Origin of the sequence: Polaribacter sp. Hel1_85 (genome assembly GCF_000766795.1) — a bacterium.
Taxonomy (GTDB): domain Bacteria; phylum Bacteroidota; class Bacteroidia; order Flavobacteriales; family Flavobacteriaceae; genus Polaribacter.
Window position 1 is genome coordinate 1,465,977 of record NZ_JPDS01000001.1, and the last position, 23,085, is coordinate 1,489,061.

17 protein-coding genes and 1 pseudogene are annotated in these 23,085 nt (G+C 28.6%); 9 read left to right on the forward strand and 9 right to left on the reverse strand.

What is annotated here, in order from left to right; translation table 11 throughout:
* Window positions 1–88 precede the first annotated feature (88 nt).
* From PHEL85_RS06360 to kynU, 5 genes are all read right to left on the reverse strand, one after another.
* The gene (locus tag PHEL85_RS06360; RefSeq protein ID WP_036822482.1) at window positions 89–610 is read right to left on the reverse strand and encodes a DUF1697 domain-containing protein; all 522 of its coding nucleotides are present in this window, start codon (window positions 608–610) and stop codon (window positions 89–91) included.
* A 220-nt stretch (window positions 611–830) separates the two neighbouring features.
* Entirely contained in the window at window positions 831–2,255 is a 1,425-nt protein-coding gene (locus PHEL85_RS06365; RefSeq protein ID WP_036822485.1) for an FAD-dependent oxidoreductase, read from the reverse strand.
* 160 nt (window positions 2,256–2,415) lie between these two features.
* Window positions 2,416–2,970: a DinB family protein gene (locus PHEL85_RS06370; RefSeq protein ID WP_036822488.1), complete on the reverse strand. Its 555-nt coding sequence runs from the start codon at window positions 2,968–2,970 to the stop codon at window positions 2,416–2,418.
* Window positions 2,971–3,026: 56 nt separating this feature from the next.
* Entirely contained in the window at window positions 3,027–3,563 is a 537-nt protein-coding gene (locus PHEL85_RS06375) for a Crp/Fnr family transcriptional regulator (protein ID WP_036822491.1), read from the reverse strand.
* A gap of 16 nt (window positions 3,564–3,579) precedes the next feature.
* Window positions 3,580–4,839 (reverse strand): kynureninase, encoded by a 1,260-nt coding sequence (gene kynU, locus PHEL85_RS06380; RefSeq protein ID WP_036822494.1) that lies wholly within the window; start codon window positions 4,837–4,839, stop codon window positions 3,580–3,582.
* A 99-nt stretch (window positions 4,840–4,938) separates the two neighbouring features.
* On the opposite strand from kynU, the gene PHEL85_RS06385 reads away from it, so the two are divergent.
* Window positions 4,939–6,126: a C40 family peptidase gene (locus tag PHEL85_RS06385; protein WP_036822498.1), complete on the forward strand. Its 1,188-nt coding sequence runs from the start codon at window positions 4,939–4,941 to the stop codon at window positions 6,124–6,126.
* A gap of 186 nt (window positions 6,127–6,312) precedes the next feature.
* Here PHEL85_RS06385 and serA read toward each other — a convergent pair whose 3' ends face one another.
* Window positions 6,313–8,205: a phosphoglycerate dehydrogenase gene (gene serA, locus PHEL85_RS06390; RefSeq protein ID WP_036822501.1), complete on the reverse strand. Its 1,893-nt coding sequence runs from the start codon at window positions 8,203–8,205 to the stop codon at window positions 6,313–6,315.
* 141 nt (window positions 8,206–8,346) lie between these two features.
* Window positions 8,347–9,168: a membrane protein gene (locus PHEL85_RS06395; protein ID WP_036822504.1), complete on the reverse strand. Its 822-nt coding sequence runs from the start codon at window positions 9,166–9,168 to the stop codon at window positions 8,347–8,349.
* A 188-nt stretch (window positions 9,169–9,356) separates the two neighbouring features.
* On the opposite strand from PHEL85_RS06395, the gene gcvP reads away from it, so the two are divergent.
* The 6 genes and pseudogenes from gcvP to PHEL85_RS06420 all read left to right on the forward strand — a co-directional run bounded on the left by gcvP (window position 9,357) and on the right by PHEL85_RS06420 (window position 17,865).
* On the forward strand, window positions 9,357–12,242 hold the full coding sequence (gene gcvP, locus PHEL85_RS06400) for an aminomethyl-transferring glycine dehydrogenase (protein ID WP_036822506.1): 2,886 nt from the start codon (window positions 9,357–9,359) through the stop codon (window positions 12,240–12,242).
* A 156-nt stretch (window positions 12,243–12,398) separates the two neighbouring features.
* Window positions 12,399–15,671: a WG repeat-containing protein gene (locus PHEL85_RS06405; RefSeq protein ID WP_036822508.1), complete on the forward strand. Its 3,273-nt coding sequence runs from the start codon at window positions 12,399–12,401 to the stop codon at window positions 15,669–15,671.
* A gap of 99 nt (window positions 15,672–15,770) precedes the next feature.
* Window positions 15,771–16,056 (forward strand): annotated as a pseudogene (locus PHEL85_RS17605) (hypothetical protein); the annotation flags it as partial.
* A gap of 199 nt (window positions 16,057–16,255) precedes the next feature.
* Window positions 16,256–17,158, forward strand: coding sequence for a hypothetical protein (locus tag PHEL85_RS06410; protein ID WP_036822511.1), 903 nt, complete (start codon window positions 16,256–16,258; stop codon window positions 17,156–17,158).
* A gap of 169 nt (window positions 17,159–17,327) precedes the next feature.
* Window positions 17,328–17,576, forward strand: coding sequence for a hypothetical protein (locus PHEL85_RS06415; RefSeq protein ID WP_036822513.1), 249 nt, complete (start codon window positions 17,328–17,330; stop codon window positions 17,574–17,576).
* A complete protein-coding gene (locus tag PHEL85_RS06420) occupies window positions 17,569–17,865 on the forward strand; it encodes a type II toxin-antitoxin system RelE/ParE family toxin (protein WP_036822515.1) in 297 nt (98 codons plus the stop codon). The genes PHEL85_RS06415 and PHEL85_RS06420 overlap by 8 nt, the downstream gene beginning before the upstream one ends.
* A gap of 210 nt (window positions 17,866–18,075) precedes the next feature.
* Here PHEL85_RS06420 and PHEL85_RS06425 read toward each other — a convergent pair whose 3' ends face one another.
* Both PHEL85_RS06425 and PHEL85_RS06430 read right to left on the reverse strand, forming a co-directional pair.
* Window positions 18,076–19,587 (reverse strand): FMN-binding glutamate synthase family protein, encoded by a 1,512-nt coding sequence (locus PHEL85_RS06425; protein ID WP_036822517.1) that lies wholly within the window; start codon window positions 19,585–19,587, stop codon window positions 18,076–18,078.
* Between the two features lie 382 nt (window positions 19,588–19,969).
* The gene (locus PHEL85_RS06430; protein ID WP_036822520.1) at window positions 19,970–20,221 is read right to left on the reverse strand and encodes a type B 50S ribosomal protein L31; all 252 of its coding nucleotides are present in this window, start codon (window positions 20,219–20,221) and stop codon (window positions 19,970–19,972) included.
* A gap of 261 nt (window positions 20,222–20,482) precedes the next feature.
* Between PHEL85_RS06430 and PHEL85_RS06435 the strand changes: the two genes are divergently transcribed.
* Window positions 20,483–21,526 carry a glutaminyl-peptide cyclotransferase gene (locus tag PHEL85_RS06435; RefSeq protein ID WP_036822524.1) on the forward strand — a complete coding sequence of 348 codons (1,044 nt, stop codon included), beginning with the start codon at window positions 20,483–20,485 and terminating at the stop codon, window positions 21,524–21,526.
* A gap of 42 nt (window positions 21,527–21,568) precedes the next feature.
* Window positions 21,569–23,083: a hypothetical protein gene (locus PHEL85_RS06440; RefSeq protein ID WP_036822526.1), complete on the forward strand. Its 1,515-nt coding sequence runs from the start codon at window positions 21,569–21,571 to the stop codon at window positions 23,081–23,083.
* Window positions 23,084–23,085: the final 2 nt, after the last annotated feature.

Below are 23,085 nucleotides of genomic sequence, written 5' to 3' on the forward strand. Positions count from 1 at the left end.
GCTGTTTTTTTTGGTCGAGCTCAGTCGAAACCTATTTAATATTAATACTTTTTAAAAACCTCTCGACTGCGCTCGAGGAGACATTTAGTTACTTTATAGCCAACTCTAATAACTTTAAAGTTGTATTGTAATTTCTAGTTGTTGCTGTCACATTCAATTTTCTTTCAAACAAATTATTAGAAAGTTTTGTTTTAGCAAAACCTGTTGGACAATAAATATAAACCATATCATTATCGATTAAATATTCATCGTTATGAATCCCTTTTACGTTTATTTTTGTTTCATATATTTTTCTGTTTAAAAAAACAAACGCCACTATTTTTGTATTATCTATTGGAAAAGGATAATTAGCAATTGCTTTTTTCCATTCAGGAATTGTTCTTGCCAATACAGGAACTTCGAAACCAAATTTACCTTTTATAGCTTCTTTTATTTCTTGACAAATTACTGATTTTGATTTTTCAGATTCTAAAATAATATTTCCACTTTGGATATAAGTTTGTACATTTTGAAAACCTAAATCGTTTAATAAATTACGTAGTTCTGCCATTGGAATTTTATTTTTTCCAGAGACATTAATTCCGCGTAATAAAATGATGTATGTTTTCATTTACTTTATAAACGTTCTATTTATTTCTTCTAATTAATAGTTTTTATTAATTGGTTTAGCCCTGATTAACTCCGCTTTTCTATTTTATTGAGTCGTTGAATGCTATGCATTTGAAGCATTTGTTTGAGCTCTTTTTATTTTTCACAAAAAAGCGAGTGCGTAAAGCAGGAAATAGTTTCAAATAATATGATTCTTAAATTAATTCAGAATTTCGCTTTGCTTACAATCCTGCAATTTCATCTTCTCTTAAAATCTCTTCTGTTTCTATTTTCACTTTATCTAAAATGATTTTCAATTCCTCTTTTGCCATATTTAAATCTGTGTGTACTTTATCATCTGCAATTAAATTTAACAATGCTTTGTCTTGTGCTCTTCCTTTTTTGAGCGCTTCATGATAACCAATTGTTGAATTGAAAGTTACCATAGAATATTTAGAAAAATACTCAGTTGGAAACGTTTTTTCTAAACTCATTTCTAACTTTCTTTTTTCTTTAAAAATAGGATTTGCAACATGATCTCTCATTTCATGAAAGTTATCAATCGCTAAATCTGCAATAGCATCCGTGTCTTGTTTTCTTGCTTTTTGATACGCTTTAAAAACGGTTTGCCAATCAAAGATTTCTCGACTGCCCTCGAAATGACAGAGAATTTCATCAAAAACAGTAACATCTTCAAAAGAAGCATTCATTCCTTGTCCGTAAAAAGGCACAATTGCATGTGCAGAATCTCCCATTAATAAGGTGTTATTCTGATAAAACCAAGGCGAACATTTTACGGTTCCTAAAGCGCCAGTTGGGTTGTTTATAAATTCTTCTTTTATATTAGGAATCAATGCTAAAGCATCTGGAAACTCTTGCTCAAAAAACTGTGTTATTTTTTCTTCGGAAGTTAAATTTTCGAAATTAAATTCACCTTCATTATAACTTAAAAACAGTGTTACAGTAAAACTACCATCTAAATTTGGTAAGGCGATCAACATAAAATCTCCACGAGGCCAAATGTGTAAATGTTGGTTACTTATTTTATGTTTCCCTTCCTTGTTTGCTGGGATTTCTAACTCTTTATAACCGTGATTTAAATAATTTTGAGAATAACTAAACAAGAACTTTTTTTCTAAATAATAGCTTTTTCTTAAAGAAGAACCTGCGCCATCAGTTCCAAAAACAACAGCTGATTTTATAGAAAATTCTTCTTTGGTTTTGTAATCTTTAAAGTGTACAATTGAATTTTCGATATCAACTTTTTTACACTTTTTATTAAAATGAATGTTTACATTTTTGTGCTTTTCTGCTTCCGTTAATAAAAGTGCGTTTAAATCTCCTCTTGAAATTGAGTTGATGTATTCATTTTCTCTCCCAGAATAATTTGATGAAAACTCATTTCCTTTTCTATCATGAATTAATCTACCAAACATTGGAATACAGATTTCTTTGGCTTGTTCTTCTACTCCACACAAACGTAATGCTTTAAAACCTCTATCTGATAATGCTAAATTTATACTTCTTCCTGCAGAAATATCTACTTTTCTAAGATCTGGTCTACTTTCATACATTTCTACCTTAAAACCTCTTTGAGCAAGTCTTAAAGCGAGTAAAGAACCACATAAACCTGCTCCTATAATTACTATTTTATCATTTTTGTTCATTTTTCTTTTTCAATTTATTTCTACGACAAGGCAAAATTTAATTTCTCCATCAACTTATCATTTTTTGTAAGTAGAATTCGATAGAACTAATTTAGTAAAAGAAAACGAACCTAAAGAAAATCTTGTAGATTTTCTAAATACATACAGAATTAATCATTAATTACTTTCTAGCTTTTTCTAGTGTTTTTTCTGCTTGTTTTATATGTCTTTCATTATGATATATTAGGACTCTAAATGTATCTCCTAATCTTAATTTAATCAATTTTGAGATTGAAATAGCTGTTTTAGTTTTGTCTAAATTAACATTTTTAGACTTATCTAAAAGTTCTATTATTTGATATTGTTGGTTTATAAATTTTTCGAGAGTTTTAAAATCTAATTCTGAATTTAAAGGATTCATAGATTTAAACGTTTTCATTTTGTTTAAATCTTCATTATATGAAACTGATTTGCTAAAATAATTACCTAACCAATTACTTTTAAAAGTTTTAGAACTCTTATATTTAGATGTTTTTATTTTGTTTGTTATTTCTGGAATATAAAAATCACCATATCTATTTAAATGCTCTATGCATTCTAATATACTCCAACTTTCCGAATTATGTTTCCAATTAAGAAAATCTATAGATTGCATTTTTAATTGTTCTACACTATTTAAATTCTTACGGGTAATTTCTAATAAATTTTGAATTAATTTTTCAGTTGCTACAGCCATTGTATTTGTTTTATTGCAAAACTCTGCAGATAAACTTTTAAAAACATTGATTGAAATTAAGATTTTTTTATTCTAGAAAGTGTCTCAGGTGTCATTCTTAAATACGAAGCAATATATTTATTTGGTATTTCTTGAAATAATTGTGGACTTCTCTTTAAAACTCTATGATACCTTTCTATAGGAGAAGATGTTAAAATATCTCTTTCTCTTTCCATTTGCTGCAAAACAAAGTTTTCTAAAATAGCTAACCATATTTTTTTATTTTCTAAGGATGATTCAATAAAAGAAATAAACTTTTTCTTAGAAATCGATTTTACTTTTGTTTTTTTTAGTGCTTGAATATAAAAATCTGAAGGCTGCTCATTTAAAAATGAATCTAATGAAGCAATTAAATTATTTTGATAACCAAACCTAATTGTATGTTCTTCGTACTCATCAATTACAAATATTCTTAAACTTCCGTTTACAACTAAATATAGGTTAGTATCAATACTACCTTTTATTTTTAAATACTCATTACGCTCTAATTGTATCTCTTTTTCCCAAAGATTCTCATTATTTATTTGATCAATTAAATTTGCAATCATATTCATTTTATTAGTAAATAATCTACAACATTTTTTTCAAAATTGAAACCATTCTGTAAACATCTTCAAAAGTATTATACATTGGTGTTGGCGCACAACGTATAACATCTGGCTCTCTCCAATCTGTAATAATATTGTTTTCAGTTAATTTTTTATGCAAACTTTTATCTGCATTTTTTACTTGAATAGATAATTGACAACCTCTTTCTTTTGGGTTTTTTGGTGTGATAATTTTAATATCACTTGAACCAATTTCATTGATTAAAAACTCGAAATAACTTGTTAATTTTTCAGATTTCTCTCTTAATGCATCCATACCAACTTCATCAAACATTTCTAATGACGCTTTTATGGCTGCCATAGATAATATTGGCGGATTTGATAATTGCCAACCTTCTGCTCCTTCCATTACATCAAAAGGCATTCGCATATTAAAACGTGTTTCTTTATTATGATTCCACCAACCTGAAAAACGTGGTAAGTCTTTATTTTTTGAATGTTTTTCATGGACAAATAATCCTGCTAAACTTCCTGGACCTGAATTTAAATATTTGTAGGTACACCAAGCTGCAAAATCTACATTTGAATCGTGTAAATTCGGCTGAATATTTCCTGCTCCATGAGCTAAATCAATACCAACAACACAATCTTTTGAATGTCCAATTTCTGCAATTCTTTTTAAATCTAAAAACTGACCTGTGTAATAATTTACGCCACCAATTAATAATAATGCAATTTCATCTCCTTGGTCAGCAATGATTTTTTCTAAATCTTCAATATTTAATAATTCCTCTCCTTTTCTTGGTTTCCATTCGATCAATCCTTTGTCATCAAAACCATGAAACTTCAATTGCGATTGTACTGCATATCTATCTGAAGGAAAAGCATCACTTTCTATTACAATTTTATATTTTGTTTTTGTGGGTCTGTAAAAAGACACCATTAATAAATGTAAGTTAGTGGTAAGTGTATTCATCACCACAACTTCAATTGGTTTTGCACCAACTACTTTTGCCATTTTATCTGTTAATATTTCATGGTAATTTAACCACGGATTTTTAGCTTCAAAATGACCTTCTACACCTAAATTTGCCCAATCTTCTAATTCTTGATTGATATATTCTTTGGTAGATTTTGGTTGTAATCCCAAAGAGTTTCCTGTAAAATACAACCAATCCTTTCCATTTTTATCTTTTGGAATATGAAATCGATTTCGTAAATGAGAAAATTTATCCTCTTTATCTTGCTGTTTAGCAAATGCTAACGAATTTTGATAATGCATCTAGTAAAAAATGATTTACTTCAAATATAAAACAATCCTTTTGAGAATTCAATTTTTTGAGTTTTGATTTTTTGTACTTTAGCTGAAAATATTTTATTAATGAAATTCTTAAAACTTTTTACACTGATATTTTTAATGTTTTTTATGTCTTGTAAAAACGACACAAAAATAATTCGTGAACTTCAAAATATTCATTCAGAAATTAAAGCTAAATATGCTCCTGACAAACGTGTAGAATTGTTTGATATTAATTTTGAATTAACTGACAATCAACTTATTTTAGAAGGAGAAATAACTAGTAAAAAAGCATTTTCTATACTTTTAGATAGTTTGAAAAATAGAAATTTAGAATTTAGTAATAATGTTCGTGTTTTGCCTGATGTTAAAGTTGGTGACTTAAAATATGCTGTTGCAAGAAATTCAGTAATCAACATTCGTTCTCAACCAAAACATTCGGCTGAATTAGGAACGCAAGGTTTGTTAGGAATGTCTTTAAAAGTGTTGGATAAAAAAGGTGATTTCTACAGAATTCAAACTCCTGATAATTATATTTCTTGGGTTGACAAAGGTGGAATTACAAGAATGAATGAAAACGAATTTGATGTTTGGAATCAATCAAGAAAAGTAATTTTTACTCAAAATTTCGGTTATGTTTATGTTGACAAAAGCGTGAATTCTAAAATTATTTCTGATATTACGTTAGGTGGATTGTTGCATTATGTATCTGAAGACAATCAGTTCTATGAAGTAAAATACCCTGATAATAGAACTGGTTTTATTAAGAAAAGTGAAGGAGTTATTTACAGTTCTTGGATTAAAAATTTAACTATTTCTCAAGAAAACATTGAAACAGTTGCTAGAACCATGATTGGTTTTCCTTATTTATGGGGAGGAACTTCTAGCAAAGGAATTGACTGCAGTGGTTTTACAAAAATGGTATATTTAATGAATGGTTTTGTAATTCCTAGAGATGCTTCTCAGCAAATAAATGCTGGTGAAACAGTTGATACAAATTTAAATTTTGAAGGTTTAGAAAAAGGTGATTTACTATTTTTTGGAAGAAAAGCTACAAAAAAGAAAAGACAAAGAGTAACTCATGTTGGAATTTGGCTGGGAAATAACAAAATGGAATTTATTCATGCTTCTGGAAACGTTCATTTAAGCTCTATGGATTCAAGTCAACCAAACTATGATGAATTTAATAAAAACAGGTATTTGGGTAGCAAACGTTATTTGAACGTTGAAGACAAATTGATTATTGATTTGAAAGAGAAGATTAAACTTTAATAAATTAATTACCTCGTTCCTCGAAATAACAAAATGTTAGTAAATAAGTTTAGCCCTGATTGAACGATTTGCTTGAGCTCTTTTGAGGTACGAAAAAAGCGAGTAGTGAAAGCAGGAAATAGCTTCAAAAAAAAACACCCTTCAGATTATAAACCTGAAGGGTGTTCTTATATTCTAAAAAGAAGATTAATATAGAACTCTAAATTTAATTGTTCCTTCAATTGCTCTTAAAGCGTCTAAAACCTCTTTGTTATATTCTTTATCTAAATCTGTAATTACATATCCAACTTTTGGATCTGTAGATAAATATTGACCTGTGATGTTTAAATCGTATTTTGCTAATATCTCGTTGATTTTAGCCATAACACCAGGAACGTTTTTATGAATATGTAAAAAACGGTGTGCATTTGTTTGTCTTGGTAAACGAATATTTGGAAAATTTACAGCATCAACTGTATTCCCAGAATTGATATATGCCATAATTTTACTTGGTACAAAATCTGCAATATCTCTTTGTGCTTCTTCTGTACTACCACCAACATGAGGTGTTAAAATTACATTTGGTAATCCTTTTAATTCTGTATAAAATTCTCCATTTTTTCTTGGCTCTGATGGATAAACATCGATTGCAGCTCCTGCTAATTTTTCACTTTTTAATGCGGCTACTAAAGCAGGAATATCAACTACAAAACCTCTTGCTAAATTAACTAATACTGCTCCATCTTTCATCTGAGAAATCTCTTTTTCTCCAAAGAAATTCTTGTTAGCTGCATTATCATCTACATGTAAACTTACAGCGTCTGAAATTGACAATAATTCTTCTAATGAACTTATTTTAGTTGCGTTACCTAAAGCTAATTTATCTTCAACATCGTAATAATAAACATCCATTCCTAAAGCTTCTGCTAAAACAGATAATTGTTTACCTATGTTTCCATAACCAACAATACCTAATTTTTTACCACGAACTTCCCTAGAACCTTGTGCTGTTTTATTCCATTCACCATTATGAATTTCTGTACTTCTTTGAAATACAGAACGCATTAACATAATGATTTCTCCAATTGCTAGCTCAACAACAGAACGTGTATTGCTATAAGGCGCGTTAAAAACAACGATTCCTTTTTCTTTACATGCGTCTAAATTAATTTGCTTGGTACCAATACAAAATGCACTAACCACCATCAATTTTTCTGCAGCATCTACAACTTTTTGAGTTACTTGTGTTTTAGAACGGATTCCTAAAACGTGTACATCTTTTATTTTTTCTATCAATTCGTCTTCAGACAAGCTTTTAGATACTGTTTCTACAGAAAAACCATCTGCAGACAACTTAGTAAAAGCGTCTGAATGTACGTTTTCTAATAATAATATTTTAATTCTGTTCTTTGGGTATGATATATTTCTTGGCAAATCGTTAACGTATAAAAATTCATCTAAACTTGGGGCAATATGGTCTGCGTTTTCCGTTGTTTTTACTCTAGAAACATTTTCTGTATACGCAAAAAACCTATCTGCTACACCAGCTTCTCTAGTTACATAATCGCTGTACCCATCACCAATAACTTGTATTTCTCCTTCAAGATTCATGTCTTTTAAACACTTTATTTTTCCATTGTGTTGAGAAAGTGGATTGTTAGCATCGAAGCCAACAATTTCACCATCATTTGCAAACTCAAAAGTATTTGCATACACTCTTTCTGAAGGTATATTGTATTCTTTTACAATAGGATCTATAAATTCTTTAAAACCACAAGAAATCACATAAATATCATCTGCAAAGTTTTCGAAAAACTCTTTATTGCTTTCTATGGATTTTGATACTTGCTTTTTTAAAGCTGCTACTAAACCAGATAAATCTGCTTTATTTGCTTTTAATAGTTTAATTCTTCTTTCTAATGATTGTGTGAAGGATATTTCGCCATCAATTCCTAAATTTGTAATATCAATTATTTCTTGAATAATTTGTTCTTTCTTAGGATTATCTTCAAGCGTAATTTCCGCTAAAACATCTAATGCTTCTACCTTTGTTAAGGTGCTGTCAAAATCGAAAACATAACTTCTTTTTGTGGTACTCATTACTTAAGAATCTTGGTTGAATTTAAGTGAGTAAATCTACAAATATAGTAGGAAAATAAGAAGCTATTTTACAGTTTTATGATATCTGCCTTATTTATTCTAATAAATCAAAATTATTTATAAGATACCTATTTTTAATCCTCAAAAATTATGGAATCCTAAAAGAAGTAGCCACCAAACAATTGGTAATGCTTCTACCCAAAAAGAACTATAGTATTTAGATTGGTCTGTTTTTGCTCTCATTAGGAAAATAATCAACAGAAAAAAGAAAATCATATATGGAGTTTTCACAAAATCTAAAGAAGAAATCAAATACTCTAAAACCAATGAAAAAACTAACAACATTAATCCTAGTTTTTTCGTTTTTTCCATGCCTATTTTCTTCGGAATTGTTTGTAGTGAAATAGCATCATACATTACATCTCTTATATCAAAAGGAAGTATTAAAATTACTACAATTAAAAGCCTTTGAATTAAAAACATAACTATATTTAAGTTGATTTCTTTGCCTGCATCAACCAAAGGAATTAACACTGTAAAACCAGCCCAAACTAATGCTACTACTATTATTTTTAAATAACTAACTTCTCTTAAATTCTTATCAAACCCACTTAAAAAAGGAACTGCATATAATATAGTTAATAAACAAAAAGGAATGCTTAAAAAGAGTGCGATTAATGAAATTTGAAATATAAAATAACACAATGCTAAAAAGCAGCAAAAAGAAAATATTTGAATAATTTTTAAATCTTTGGTCAAACTTCTGTGATGCAATTTTGCAACACCTGCATATTTTACAAAGTTATAACCCGTAATTGTTCCAAAAAAAATAAACCAATTAAGATTTTCATTATAAGGAAGCTCAAAATAAATTTCTGTAATTCTTAAAAATGCAAATACAGAGAAAGCAACATGAATACTTGCATTTAAATAAAAGTTAAATATTAATTTTAAGAATCTCATTTTACAAAAGTAGCTTTTATGTTAATAACATTTTAATTTGGTTAATAATTAACCATTTTTTATCAGTTTTACATAAACTTAAAACCTTGTAAAATCCCTATTTTTGTTGCAGAAAAACTCAATCTTTTTTATGTATTTACAACAAATATCTAAATCGGTTGAAGTATGCATAAACAAAACTTGAGGTAATGAATACAAATTTGTTTCAAAACAGACATATTGGTCCTAATAAAAAGGAACAAGAAAAAATGTTATCGACTATAAAAGTTGATAGCTTAGATCAATTGATTTACGAAACTGTTCCTGATGATATTCGTTTAGAAACAGCGTTAGATTTAGCGCCAGCTATGAGTGAATATGAATATTTAGCGCATATTAAAAAACTATCTGAAAAAAATAAAGTTTTTAAAAGTTACATTGGTTTAGGATATCATGAAGCAATTGTACCGAGTGTAATTCAACGTAATATTTTAGAAAACCCAGGTTGGTATACAGCCTACACACCTTATCAAGCAGAAATAGCCCAAGGTAGATTAGAAGCTTTGTTAAATTTTCAAACAATGATTTGTGATTTAACTGGAATGGAGTTGGCAAATGCTTCTTTGCTAGATGAAAGTACTGCTGCTGCTGAAGCAATGGCATTATTATATGATGTTAGAGAAAGAGCTCAGAAAAAAGCAAACGTACATAAGTTTTTTGTTTCTGAAGAAATTCTGCCTCAAACTTTATCTGTTTTACAAACACGTTCTATTCCTATTGGAATTGAATTAGTCATTGGAAACCATGAAGAATTTGATTTTTCTGATAGTTTTTTCGGAGCAATTTTACAATATCCTGGAAAACATGGACAAGTTTATGATTATTCAGATTTTGTATCCAAAGCAAATGAAAACAACATAAAAGTTGCTGTTGCTGCTGATATTTTATCATTAGTAAAATTAAAAGCTCCAGCAGAATTTGGAGTTGATGTTGTTGTAGGAACTACACAGCGTTTTGGAATTCCTTTAGGTTATGGAGGACCTCATGCAGGATATTTTGCAACTAAAGAAAAATACAAAAGAAGTATTCCTGGTCGTATTATTGGTGTTACCAAAGATAGAAATGGAAAACGAGCTTTGCGTATGGCTTTACAAACCAGAGAGCAACACATTAAACGTGAAAAAGCGACATCTAATATTTGTACTGCACAAGTTTTATTAGCTGTTATGGCAGGAATGTATGCTGTTTATCATGGAAAAAGTGGTTTGCAATTTATTGCTGATTCTGTACATAATAAAACAAAATTAGTTGCAAATTATTTAGAAAAAGCTGGTTTTAATCAATTAAACACTTCTTATTTTGACACTTTATTGGTTGAAATAGATTGTATTAAATTAAAGTCTGTTGCAGAATCTTTTAAAGTGAACTTTAATTATGTAGATGACAAACATATTTCTATCTCTATAAATGAGGCAACTACTCAAAAAGATTTAATGAAATTGTTTACCATTTTTGGACAATTAAAAAAGAAACCTGTTGCTTCTGAAGCTGAAAATATTGACGAATTTCATCAAATTTTAACACAAACATCTTTTAATGCTGATTTTGAAGTTATTTCTGATAGCGTTATAAGGAATACACCATTTTTAGAAAACGAGGTTTTTAATATGTATCAATCAGAAACTGATATGATGCGTTACATTAAAAAATTAGAACGTAAAGATTTAGCTTTAAATCATTCTATGATTTCTTTAGGATCTTGTACGATGAAACTAAATGCTGCCTCAGAAATGTTGCCTTTAAGCAATCCACAATGGGGAAATATTCACCCTTTTGTGCCTTTAAATCAAGCTGAAGGTTATCAAGAAGTTTTAAAAAAACTAGAACATCAATTAAATATTATTACAGGTTTTGCTAGTACTTCTTTACAACCAAATTCTGGCGCACAAGGTGAATTTGCTGGTTTAATGACCATAAGAGCTTATCATCAATCAAACGGAGATTCACATAGAAACATCTGTTTAATTCCAGCTTCTGCACATGGTACAAATCCTGCTTCTGCTGTTATGGCAGGTATGAAAGTTGTAGTTACCAAAACAGATGAAAAAGGTAATATTGATGTAAATCATTTACGAGAAAAAGCAGAATTACACAAAGATAATTTAGCTGCTTTAATGGTAACATATCCTTCTACGCATGGAGTTTATGAAAAAGCCATTAAAGAAGTTACGCAAATTATTCATAATAACGGCGGGCAAGTTTATATGGATGGTGCCAATATGAATGCACAAGTTGGTTTAACAAATCCTGCAACAATTGGTGCAGATGTTTGTCACTTAAACTTACACAAAACATTTGCAATTCCTCATGGTGGAGGTGGTCCTGGAGTTGGGCCTATTTGTGTTGCTCCACAATTAGTTCCGTTTTTACCAACAAATCCTGTAGTTGCCACTGGAGGAGAAAATGCAATTACAGCAATTTCTGCTGCTCCTTGGGGTTCTTCTTTAGTGTGTTTAATTTCCTATGGATATATAACAATGTTAGGCGCAAAAGGATTGACAGATTCTACAAAAAATGCCATTTTAAATGCCAATTATATTAAAGAACGTTTGCACGGACATTACAACACTTTATACACAGGTGAAATGAACAGAGCTGCACACGAAATGATTATTGATTGTAGAGATTTTAAACAAAACGGAATTGAGGTTGTAGACATTGCAAAACGTTTAATGGATTATGGTTTTCATGCTCCAACAGTTTCTTTTCCTGTAGGAGGAACAATGATGATAGAACCTACAGAGTCTGAATCTATTGCAGAATTAGACCGTTTTTGTGACGCCATGATTTCTATTCGTGAAGAAATTAAAAATGTAACTAAAGAGGATGCTAATAATCCATTAAAAAACGCACCTCACACACAAGAAATGTTAACTGCAGATGAATGGACTTTACCTTACACAAGAAAACAAGCTGCATTTCCGTTAGCATATATTGCTGATAATAAATTTTGGCCTTCTGTTAGAAGAGTTGATGATGCTTTTGGAGACAGAAACTTAAATTGTTCTTGTAATCCTATTGAAGATTATATGTAGCAGATATTGACATAAATAAATATTTTAAACCATCTCAAATAGAGATGGTTTTTTGTTTTTAGTAATATTAATTTTTACTTAAAGATAGGTATTGTCTAAAATAAAGAAAGTTTATATTTTTAAAAATTTCTTTTAAACAATTATAAACAAACCAAAATGAAAACTAAGTTCTTACTATTAATACTAACATTTTTTATATTCAATTCTACTTTTTCTCAAACAAATATCAAAACATATATAGTTAATTCTAGCGATATATATAATGGCTCAAAATATGATTATAGTGTAACAGTAAAGTATCAAATGCTAGATGCTGGTTATGGAAATAGCCCAACATCTTTAAAAGTCGGTTTTTCTAATTTTCAAATAACAGAAGTATATTATAATGGCAAAAAGGCTTCTTCATATTTAAACAATATGAGCTTTCCTGTATCAAAAAAATTACAAGCAGATTTAACTGGAAGTGTAATTGTTAGTAAAGGAAGAACATCTATCTCTTATTCATTTAAAAAAGGCTGGGTTTCTGATGGAGCATTAGACACTTATGATTTACCTTCATCAACCAGAAATAAAATATTTCAAGTTTTTGGAGAAGATGTAACATGCAATGATATTAAAATCAACATGAATTCTGCCACAGTTTCAAAATTAGGAGTTTCTTTTATTGGTTCAATAGTTGATGAAATGAAAAAACAATCTAGAGAAAAGAAACAACAAAAAGTTAAAGATGAAATAAAAGAGAAAAAGATAGAATCTAATACTAAAAAATCAAACACTTTAAGTGAAAAAAATGTTACTTATAATAATAAAAAAACTATAAATACAACTTCAAAAGAATCTATTTACCAAAAAAGACAACGTGAGTCTAGAGAAAAAGAAATTATAAAAAATAAAAGAGAAAAAAAGAGATATGATGAAGGAATGGCATTTATAGAAAATCAAAAAAAGAAGACCAAAATCATGGAAGATGGTTTTAGAAAACTTGAAAATGATTTAACAAATACTTTTACCCAAATCAATAATGATATGATTAAACAAAGAGCTTTTAACTCTAGAGTTAGTTCTTTAACAAGCATTAGATCCACATCTTTAACTTCTATAATTTCAGAGAGTAGAAGAAAAAACAGTGAAATTAATTCACTTTATAATAAAAAATCTACAGAAACTTTAAACCAAATAGTACAAAAAGGAGCTAAACTAATAGGTGGTGCCAAAAACGAAACTGAGTTAGCTGTTTTTGGTGGAGCAACAATCTTAACATCAGCATTAGCTAAAAAGAAAATAGAAAAACAAAAAAGAGAAGCTAAAGAAAGATTAGAAGCTGAGAAAAAATCAAAAATAAATAAATTAGTTACAAAATTTAAAAGTAAAATTACACCTCTAAAAGATAAATATAAAGAACTAGCTACTTACGCTATTAGCAATAAAAATCAAGAATATTATCTTGCTCAATACAAGTACTACAATTGCCTTTTAGAAGATGCATATTATGCTATGCAAGGTGATGATGATTGTAATAAACCTAGAGAAATTTCTATTCAAAAAAATAGAAACCCTTCTGGTGAAGAATATTATCATACCTACAAAAGAAAAGCAAAAAGTGACATTGGGTTTATGAATGCAAAAGCAGAAACATTTTTAGATTTAGCTATTGAAGCAGAACCTAAAAATGCAATTTGGCTTTATGAAAAAACATTAATAAAAAAGTTGGGGTTATATGAAAATGCAGCCATACTAAAAAAAGCACATGAATTAGATAAAAACAACAATAAAATAAACGATGCTTATAAAAAATCTTTAGATGCAATTGCAAATTATATAGAAGCAGAAAGATTAGCTATTTTAAATACCGTTAAAAGTCAACCTAATTTTAATTGGGAAAAGCATAGTAACTTAATGGGAATTAAAGTAAACAATAAATTTATTTTTGCAAATTCTAAAGGTGAAAGAGTTTTTATTTTAAAAGAAGGTTTATCAATCTCTAGTAATAGAAACAATATAGACGAAAAAAATTTTAACAACGGTTTGTTAAAGGTAGGTATTCCTGTAAAAAATGTAAAAAAATCTAAAGTAAAAAATACAAATAATAAATTCTTAAATTCTTTTATTAACTCTTCAAATCAAAATTTAAAGTATGGCTTTATAAATACAAAACAAGAAGTGATAATACCATTTAAATATAATGACATAGGTCTATTTTCTGAAGGATTAGCAGCTGTAAAGAATTCAAACACTCAAAAATGGGGATTTATTGATGTAAAAGAAAATATAATAATTCCTTTCAAATACAACAAAGTAGGTAAATTTTCGGAAGGATTGGCTTTTGTAAAAGAAACAATAAAAGATGAAAAATGGATTTTAGGTGGAAATTTATTAAAAGACGCAAAGTATAAAGCTTACTATATTGACAAAACCAATAAAATTATTGTTTCAGAAAAGTTTGATACTGGAGAACCTTTTAAAAATGGAAGTGCAAGAGTAACAAAATATGCAACAAATGATTCTTTTATGGGTGGAGGAAGTAACAAAACTTATTATATAAATAGAGAAGGACAAAGATTAAACAAACAAGACTACAACCTTGCAAAAGCTTCTAATTTTAAAAATGGGTATGCTACTGTAAAAAATGACAATTATTATGCAATAATTAATGAAAAAGGAGAAATTACATCAAAATTAAAATTTCATAATAAACCTGTTTTTAAAAATGGAATTGCAATTGTAGAAACTACTTCTGCATTTAGAGCAGTTTTTGGTAGTTATGTAAAATATGGATATATAGATTATACAGGTAAAACAATTGCTAAAATAAAATATACAAAAGCGGGTGAGTTTGTTGATGGAAAAGCTTTAGTAGAGGAAAACAATGAAACATTTTATATTGATAAAGAAGGAAATAAAATAAACAATGAAGATAAAACCAATAAAATTAAAAGTGAGTTAAAAAATGCTACTTCGATTAAAGACTTAGAAGATATTTTGAGTAAAAATTATGAAGAAGTTTTAAAATCTGGTAATGGGTATAGAGTGAAAAAAGATGCTAGATTTGGTTTTATTACTAAAAGAGGAGAAATAAAAATTACTGTAAGCTTAAAAAGATTAGGATTGTTTCATGATGGTTTAGCTATTTTCACTGATAAAAGTAAAGGTACTTTTGTCAAATGCGGATATATTAATGAAGAGGGGGAAAAAATTGTAGAAGAAAAATTTGGGGAATGCAGCGATTTTTCTGAAGGTATTGCTGTCGTTGGAAAAGTGAATTTGATAAGAAGAAAAGTTGGATATATTAACACAAAAGGAAAAACGATAATCCCTTTCAAGTATTATACAGGTACTTCTTTTGTAAACGGTAAAGCTCAGGTAAACAACGGTAGTTTTTATAAACCTGATGTCTATTATATTAATAAAAAAGGACAAAAAGTTAATTAATATAGTTCAACAAAAAAATCATTAACCTCTTCCAAACTTACAATTTCTTGGTCTAAAACTTGGCTTGCTGTTATACCTGTAATAGATCCAATTCCCCTGGCTGCAGTCATTTTTTTTCCTGTCGCTGGAACCAATGATGATTGAACCTACAGAATCTGAAAGCATTGCAGAATTAGATCGTTTTTGTGATGCGATGATTTCTATTAGATAAGAAATTTCTGAAGTAACTAAAGAAAACGAAAATAACGCTTTAAAAAACGCACCTAATACACAAGAAATGTTAACTGCTGATAATAAATTCTGGCCTTCTGTTAGAAGAGTAGATGATGCTTTTGGAGACAGAAACTTAATTTGTTCTTGTAACCCGATTGAAGATTATATGTAGCAGATATTAACATAAATAAATATTTTAACCATCTCTATTTGAGATGGTTTTTTGTTTTTAAAAACAAGGGTTTATACTTAGATTTTCCTTCTCAAAAGTTTATAAATTAGCTACTTAAACACAGCTAATAATAACATTTAATAAAAAATTGAATTCAATTTTGAGATTATATTTTTTTATTAATCAAATCTAAGAAAAAATGCAACTATCAATTAAATTCATAATATTTAGTATTTTCATATTCTTTTTTAATTCTAAATCAATTTCCCAAAATACATATCAGCCAAAAGTTACTGGATATGTAAACTTTAATCTTGGTAATTCAACACTAAACCATAATGAACATCAATTTATAACTCTTTTTGGTTGTAATACAGTATTATCTATAAACAGTAAGTTTTGGAAAGGGTCTAAAAAAGGTTTTGAGTGGAATAAAAAAAACCAAGTTCTTTCTGGTATTCCTTTTGGTTATCAAAAAGATTATATTACGAATAAACCTTTTTATATTTCCAAATATTATATTGCATCACCACCAGTATTTAAAGGAGGAAAACCTGCTACTAAGAAACCAAACACTATATATGACATTGGTCTTGTAACACCTGACAAGTTCATATTAAAAGGAGAAAAACCTGCACAAATGGTTTATTTAGATTATAGTCTTTTAAAGCCCATGTTTATAAAATACATTAAAGTAAAACTCGATGCTTCGTTTGAAGATTTAAAAGTTGATTATATTCCCTTCAAAGTTGAGTGTAACGACTTCCCATGGATAAATACAAAAGACATGAAAGATGCAAAAGGAGCTTCTGGTATTGGAGTATTAAATAGAAATCCATCAAATACAAATCAACTTTTTCTACCCTATTATTATGAGAATGAAACTAAAAAATATTTAAACTGCGAAGTTACAATCCTTAACGATATTCTTTTTCATCGTGAAATATTCTTTATGATTAATGGAGTAAAACACAAATCTATAAATCTAAAAGAGTATCATAAATATAACCAAGGAGATGAAATTACTTTACACGCAAAATATAAGGAAGAATTACCTTGTGGATGCAAAAAGGAAGACAATATTGACTTTAAAGAAGAATGAGGTTTTCCCTTATTGATTTTCTAAACTGAAAAGCCTAACTTAGCTAACTTCTGATATAAGTCATTAAAACGGACATCATATCAGTGTTAAAGTTGTGTTTAATGCAAAAAAAACATAGTAATTGTGAAACTTGACTTTTTATATTTATCTTTACTATAAATACTTTATTATGAATTCAGCGGAAATAAAAATAGACTTGTTCAGAAAATTAGACTCACTAAAAGGAAACCGATTAGAAGAAGCTTATGGTATGTTGTTGAATTATATTAACGGAAAGAGTGAACTTGATGATTGGCAAAACCTGACTAATGAGCAACAAAATGCAATTAGACTTGGTATTGAACAACTTGATAATGGAGAAGGAAGAGAGCATAAAAAAGTAATGTCTGATATTAGAAAACGATATACAAATGCTTAAAGAGGTTATTTGGTCTCCGTCAGCTGAGAAGGATTTTGAATCAATTTTAGATTATTTACAATTAAAATGGAATGACAGAATAATTAATAAGTTCATTAACAAAGTAGATGATAATATTAGTTTAATACTTGAGGACTGTAAAATATTTCCTATAATTAATGAAGAACTTAAAATCAGAAAAAGTGTAATTTCAAAACAGAATACACTTTTTTACAGAGAAAAAGCTGGAAAACTTGAAATAGTAAGACTTTTTGATTCACGACAAAACCCTAATAAATTGAAATTTTAGCGAACGAAACACTAAACACAACAATGGCTAAAATTAATACGGGTTTTAGTGTTTAATCAAAAGTTTAGTATATTTTTATAAAGTCCGACAAATCTTTTGATTTGGCTTTAGAACAGAAAAAGATAAAACAAAATAAAAAGTTTTGGCTAATCGCTTAATCCGAAATTAAATGCTAATTTAATCCCGTACTAACCTTAGCCGAACCGTTAGCTAATCATTAAAATAAACCTCTTCCAAACTCACAATTTCTTCGTCTTTTCTGCGTCTAAAAACTTGGTTTGCTGTAATGTCTGAAATAGATTCAATCCCCATGGCAGCAGTCATTTCTTTTACAGCAGAAATTGTTTTATTGTGGTAGTTTTTTACACGTACATTTTTCTTTTCAACCACTAAAGCTTCAACCAAATCTTCATTTTGTGTTGCAACTCCTACTGGGCAAGTATCTAAATTGCACTCTCTTGCTTGTATGCAACCTAAACTTAACATAAAACTTCTTGCCATACCAATAGCGTCTGCTCCTAAAGCTAAATATTTTACAATATCAAACGCGTCAATTGCTTTACCAGAAGCAATAATTTTTATTTGATCTTTCAATTTATGCTTCTTTAAAAGCTTGTTTACAAAAACCAATCCTTCTATTAAAGGTGTACCAATATAATTAGTAAATTCTAAGGGAGCAGCACCTGTACCTCCTTCTCCTCCATCTACAGATATAAAATCTGGATAATTATTAGCAGTAACAAATGCCTGAAACATCTCTTCTATTTCTTCATTATTACCAACACAAAATTTAATTCCTACTGGTTTTCCTTCGGATAAATCTCTTACTTTTTGAATGAAAGTTATCATTTCTTCAAAATTAGAAAATGCAGAATGACTTGGAGGAGAATCTACTTGTGTACCTGGTTCTACTGCTCTAATTTTTGCAATTTCTGGAGTATTTTTCTTTGCTGGAAGAATACCTCCATGACCAGGTTTTGCTCCTTGAGAAAACTTAATTTCTATCATTTTTACTTCTGGACGAATGGCATTTTCTTTAAAAATTGCATCATCAAAAACGCGTTTTCCATTTACAGATTTCCCTGCTCCAAAATACCCTGTTCCTACTTGAAAAATTAAATCGCCTCCTTGTAAATGATAAGGTGAGATTCCACCTTCTCCAGTATTATGTGCAAAACCATCCATTTTTGCTCCTTGATTTAATGCCATAATTGCATTTTTACTCAAAGAACCAAATGACATTGCAGAAATATTGATTATTGAACTTTCATATTTTTTAACACATTTATCTGAACCAAAAACAATTTTTTCTCCTTTTATCTGATGATGATCTTTTGGAAATAAAGAGTGTTTTACAAACTCATATCCTTTTGCATACACATTATGTTGTGTACCAAAAGGAATGGTTTCTTTAGATAGTTTTGCTCTCTGATAAACAATACTTCTTTTTTCTCTATTTATTGGTGTTCCGTTTAAATTGTCTTCTATAAAATATTGTTGAATTTTATCTCTTTCGTCTTCAAAAAACCAACGCAAACGTGCTACTAATGGAAATGCTCTTAGTAATGAATGCTTGGTTTGTAAACTATCATAAATTGCTATTAATGATAGAAAACCTGAAACTGAAAGTAAAATTACGGTTCCTGTTTGTGGAATAAAATATACTAAAACTCCGCATAAAATGGTTATTAAAAATAAAACAAAAAGGATGGTATTTCTCATTTTCTAAAATCTAATTTAATAAGTTTTAAAAATAGGCTTTTCGTTTTAATTTACACAATTTAGTTAGCAAATAGGTTGCGTTAGGGATTGTAATGGCATCCTTTTTATGCTAGAATCGTTTCAGTAACTCTTGCAAAAAATGAAATTACTTGTTTATAAAAAACAGATGCTGAAATAAATTCAGCATAAAAAGATATAATGGAAAGCGCGACCTGAAAGGTAACGCCCGAATATTAAAAAAAAATGACCATATAGACACATAGAAAACATAGCGGTATGTATGATATGTGGTGATTTTAGGATCCTGAAACAAGTTCAGGACAAGAAAAAACTCCAACAAATACATGTTGGAGTTTTAAATATGTTGAAAATTCTAAAAAGATTACTTCTTGAATTTTGCGTATTTCGTTTTAAATTTATCGATACGTCCTGCTGCATCAATAAGTTTAGATTTACCAGTGTAAAATGGGTGAGATGTTCTAGAAATCTCTAATTTTACTAAAGGATACTCAACACCATCAACTTCTAACGTTTCTTTAGTGTCTACAGTAGAACGTGTTAAAAATACGTCTTCGTTAGACATGTCTTTAAACGCTACCATTCTATAATTTTCTGGATGAATTCCTTTTCTCATTTTATAATATTTTAATACTTTAATGTTATGTTTGCAAGAGTAAAGTTGGTAAAGCCTTCTCTTATCTCTAAATAGTTATTTTTCACTATTTTGAGGATGCAAATTTAACTATATTTTTTAATTAACAAATAATTATTTTGTTTTTATTTGGTCTAACAAACACATTCGTTACTTTTACACCTACTTTTGTAGATAAATAGTGGTTTTTGACTACTTTTTGGAATCGTAAAAAAGCTAAAAACAAATTAAAAAAAATCAAAAATGAAAAATAATGCTGTATGTATTGCTTTCTTAGCATGTTTTCTACTAATTACTTCTTGTTCTGATGTCTATAAATTTACTTTAGAACATAAAAAACAAACTACTTTAAACGCTACAATAGATGTTACTTTAAAAGAAAAGGAAGATAAACCTGTAAATAGTGTCCAGTTTTTTGTGAACGGAAAAGAAATTTCTTCTGAAGGAAATTCTACTTCTATAAACACTTCTGATTTTGGTGTTGGTAAACATGTTGTTTCTGCATTGGTTTTTTATCCTGAAAAGTCGAAAAAAGTAAATAACTCTTTTGAAGTTTTAGCTAACAAAGCGCCTGTTGTTTATGATTATAATATTATTAACGAATATCCTCATGACACAAAAGCGTACACGCAAGGTTTAGAATATCATAATGGTTTTTTATATGAAACTACAGGACGAAGAGGGCAATCTACTTTAAGAAAAGTTGAAATAAAAACGGGTAAAGTTTTACAGAAAATAGATTTAGATAAAAAGTATTTTGGTGAAGGAATGACCATTTTTAACAATAAAATTTATTGGTTAACATGGCAAGGTAAAAAGGGTTTTGTCTATAATTTAGATACTTTTAAGCAAGAAAAAGAGTTTATTTATAACAAAAGTGCAGAAGGTTGGGGTTTTACACATAACGGAACTGAGTTGATTAAATCTGATGGTACTCATAAAATTTGGTTTTTAGATACTGAAACTTTAAAAGAGAAAAAATCGATTCAGGTATATACAAACAAATACGCTGTAAAAGATTTAAACGAATTAGAATTGATTAATGGTAAAATCTATGCGAATAAATATCAGCAAAATGCCATTGTTATTATAGACCCAAACACAGGTATTGTTGAAGGAATTGCGAATTTAAAATCTTTGAAAAAAGAAATGGAAAAAACGCAAAAATTGGTACCACAAGATGAAGTTTTAAACGGAATTGCTTATGATGCTGAAAACAATAGATTGTTTGTAACTGGAAAACATTGGGGTAAATTATTTGAAATTGAATTGGTAAAAAAACAATAATTCAGTTAATAAAAAGTTCTATTTTTATATAAAATTGATTTTATGAAATATTTGTTTACTTTTCTTATTTGTGCGCTACTTATTTCTGTAAGTTCTTGTGAGAGAAAAGATTTTACAACTTCACCTAGTTCTGGGAAATTACAATTCTCTAAAGACACGGTTTATTTAGACACAGTATTTACAAATATTGGTTCTGCAACGTATAACTTAAAAGTTTATAATCGTGGAAGTAACGCAATTACAATTCCTAAAATTCAATTAGAAAACGGTACTAACTCTAACTACAGGTTAAATGTTGATGGAATTCCTGGTAAAGAATTTACAAATATTGATATTCTAGAGAAAGACAGTATTTTTATTTTTATTGAAACAACGATTAATGCAGGTAACATTGTAGATCCACTATATACAGACAAAATTTTATTTGGGAATGGAGATACGCAACAAGATGTAGACTTAGTAACTTTAGTGCAAGATGCTAACTTTATTTTTCCAGGAAGAGACGCTGTTACTATGGAAATAGATTCGTTAGTTTTAAATGATGAAAAATATGCAAGAGGTCGTTTTTTAACAGATAACGAATTAATTTTCACCAATGCTAAACCAACAGTTATTTATGGTTTTGCTGCTGTACCAGCGAATAAAACATTAACAATAGAAGCTGGATCAAAAGTTCATTTTCATGATAATTCTGGTTTAATTATTGATAACAAAGCAACTTTAAAAGTAAATGGAACTTTAGAAGAAAAAGTAGTTTTTGAAGGTGACCGTTTAGAACATTCTTTTAGCGAAACTGCAGGTCAATGGGGAACAATTTGGTTACGTGCAGGAAGTAAAGAAAATGAAATTTACCATGCAAAAATTAAAAATGGAATTATTGGTATTTTAGTTGATGGCTATGAAGATATTTCTACAACTACTTTAAAAATTGAAAATACAGAAATATACAATCATTCAGTTGCAGGATTATTCGGAAGAATAACCAATATTGAAGGATCTAATTTAGTAATTGGAAACGCAGGGCAATATTCTCTAGCTGCAACTATTGGAGGTGTTTATAATTTTACGCACTGTACTTTTGCTAATTTTTGGAATAATAGTTTACGACAAACCGAAACTGTATTCGTAAATAATTATCTAATTTATAAAAATGAAGATAAAGAAGAAGTTATTGAAGTAGCAAATCTTAAATCTGCTAATTTCACAAATTGTATTTTTGATGGAAATAATAATATAGAATTTCGTTTAGATAAATTAGATGGAGGTGAATTCAATTATAATATTAGTAATTCTATGATTAAATTTAATGACACTAACGATTCTTATAAAGATGTTCTAGAAATGGATTTTACATCATCTTTTTACCAAGATATTATTTTAAACGGAAAATCACATTTTAGAGATACTCAAAAAAATGATTTTATTATTGGTGAAGAATCTGATGCTATTAACAAAGCAAAATCGACACCTTTTTCTACAGATATTTTAGGAGTTGATAGAAGTACAACTCCAGATATTGGTGCTTATCAACACATTACTTTTGAAAAGGAAGAATAAAT